The sequence below is a fragment of the Streptosporangium sp. NPDC006013 genome (assembly GCF_040614275.1).
In the GTDB taxonomy this organism is placed as follows: Bacteria; Actinomycetota; Actinomycetes; order Streptosporangiales; family Streptosporangiaceae; genus Streptosporangium.
Map to the genome: position 1 here is coordinate 1 of NZ_JBEXUE010000851.1, position 2,167 is coordinate 2,167.

3 protein-coding genes are annotated in these 2,167 nt (G+C 65.8%); all 3 read left to right on the top strand.

The window, feature by feature from the left end; all coding sequences use genetic code 11:
• Positions 1-336: 336 nt before the first annotated feature.
• Positions 337-507, top strand: coding sequence for a hypothetical protein (locus ABZ260_RS50295; RefSeq protein ID WP_355632861.1), 171 nt, complete (start codon positions 337-339; stop codon positions 505-507).
• A gap of 155 nt (positions 508-662) precedes the next feature.
• Positions 663-1,016, top strand: coding sequence for a VOC family protein (locus ABZ260_RS50300; RefSeq protein ID WP_355351897.1), 354 nt, complete (start codon positions 663-665; stop codon positions 1,014-1,016).
• A 713-nt stretch (positions 1,017-1,729) separates the two neighbouring features.
• On the top strand, positions 1,730-1,903 hold the full coding sequence (locus ABZ260_RS50305; RefSeq protein ID WP_355632865.1) for a hypothetical protein: 174 nt from the start codon (positions 1,730-1,732) through the stop codon (positions 1,901-1,903).
• Positions 1,904-2,167: the final 264 nt, after the last annotated feature.

The window sequence follows — 2,167 nt, forward strand, 5'->3', positions numbered from 1 at the left end:
GGCGCCTGCATGATCCCCCAAGGGCTCGGCATGCTGAAGGAGATGTTCCCGCCCCGGGAACTGCAGGCAGCCTTCGGTGCGATGGGCCCGTTCATGGGGTCTGCGTAGTTTCGGCCGTGAATCCAACGAAGTAGGGCCTGACCTGCACTTACAGGAAGATGATTCAGTCTGGACCGCCGGGGCTGCTGTGAAGAAACCACAGGTCAGAGGCAGCTTCGTTGGATTTTCCGCGATTGCTACCGGGACCCCTACATCCGCGACCGCACCCTCGAAGGCCACGAGTCCGCCCGCAAACGCGGCAAGACCATCGGCGGCGCCACCGTCGCCGACCCGGACATGCTCGCCATGGCCCTGCACTACCGGGATCAAGGTCTGAGCCTGCGCGACATGGCCGCGAAGCTCGTCATCACCAGCGGCAAGAAGAAGGGCCAGCACCCGTCACCGGCTACCGTCATGCGGATGCTGCGCAAACACGACGAGCAGGCCACCGCGACCGCAGAGGCGTGATCCACCGCTACCTTGCGGCTGGTGTCTGAGCCAGGACTCCGAGGCCGTGTTCGCTCTCCTGTCACTGCCGGGAGATGATGAGCCAGGGCCGCCGGGGCGGCCCGCCCCTCGACGGAGGGATGGGTGGGCCGCCGGTCCTGTCTATGCTCAGGCCCATGGCACTGCAATGGGAACAGATCATCGTCGACTCCGCCGACCCCGTCGCTCTCGGGCGCTGGTGGGCCGAGGCTCTCGGCTGGGTAGTGGTCGACGAATCCGAGGAGATCATCGAGATCCGGCCTGAGCCGGACCAGATGCCGGGGCTGCTCTTCGTGCCTGTCCCCGAGGGCAAGACGTCGAAGAACCGGCTCCACCCCGACTTCCGCCCCGACGACCAGGAGGCCGAGGTCGCCCGGCTGCTCTCCCTCGGTGCCCGGCGCGCCGACACCGTGCAGGACGAGCAGCACTGGGTGACCCTCCTCGACCCGGAGGGCAACGAGTTCTGCGTCCTGAGTGAGCGGAAGAGCTGAGCGGAAGCACTGGCGGAAGCGCTGAGCGGAGGCCGGACAGTTGTCCGGGGCCCCGACGTCCCACGCAGCAACACGGACAGAATTGACACGGAAGCCGGATGGCGGTGGCGCGGCGCACCCGAGCGGGCCGGCACCGCCGGGCTCGTGCCGCGCGAGTTCCTGTTCTCCTGCCCGGACTGTCCTGCGGTTCTCTGACCTACGCGGCACGACGTCGCGACGGCCTAGCTCAAGATCATTTCGTGGCGGGTTTGGAGCATATCTGGGGACCGCCTTCAGACAGGCCACTCGCACTCTGGACCCCCACGAGAAGGGCTGGACACTTCACCAGCTACGCCACTCCGCGCTGCAACATCCGGCAGAGGCCAGCCGCACCGCGCCCGACCTCCAGGCCAAGTCCCGGCATCAGCACTTGGGCAGCCTCGGGCGCTGCGTCCGGCCTCGGCGAGGAGACCTCCGCGCGCGTCACCGCGGAAGCTGACCCCGCCGCTCGTCGAAGAACTCGTTGACGCCCAGCTCAACACCAAGATCGTTCTCAGCGCTAATGGCTGTACCACTGTTCCTCAACCCCGGAAAACGGGGTGCCCCGGTCCGCCCCAACCCGGCACCCCAAAACGTACGTCAACGGCCCCACCATCCAGGGCCTTCGCCACCACCGTTGAGCTGCGCGAATGGGCTTAGCGTACGTTTTCGTTCCGCCACACTCTGAACCCCGATTGGCAGACGCCACCACCACCCACATCGGCCGCCACACCTTCGTGACCCAGCTCATCTGCGGCGGCGAAGATCTCGTCACCGTCGCCGAACTGGCGGGCCATACCCGCCTGGACACCCCGCGCGTCTACAGCCAGCCCACCGACGGGACAAACAGCACGCACTCCGCCATCTGACTGTCGACCGCTGAACGGACATGCCCCAGACACACCTTCACTCCCCAGCACCACGCAGATCTCCACAATCGCGGTGGAAGATTCATCTGGTACGGACGATAACGACCCTGTATAGCCGGAGCCACCGATCAAGCACCTACCGATAACTCCAAGGCCGGTTACGGATAGTTACTAATCACTCTTAACGAGTCCGTCACTCCGGCAGACTCGGGCCTGACAGCCGCCGGCGGGTGAGCACTCATAGCTACTGGACCTTGAGTCCTG

Bases quoted from the DNA above. Each gene is read 5' to 3' on its own strand.
- ABZ260_RS50295 (WP_355632861.1), top strand. From the start codon at position 337: ATGCTCGCCATGGCCCTGCACTACCGGGATCAAGGTCTGAGCCTGCGC.
- ABZ260_RS50300 (WP_355351897.1), top strand. From the start codon at position 663: ATGGCACTGCAATGGGAACAGATCATCGTCGACTCCGCCGACCCCGTC.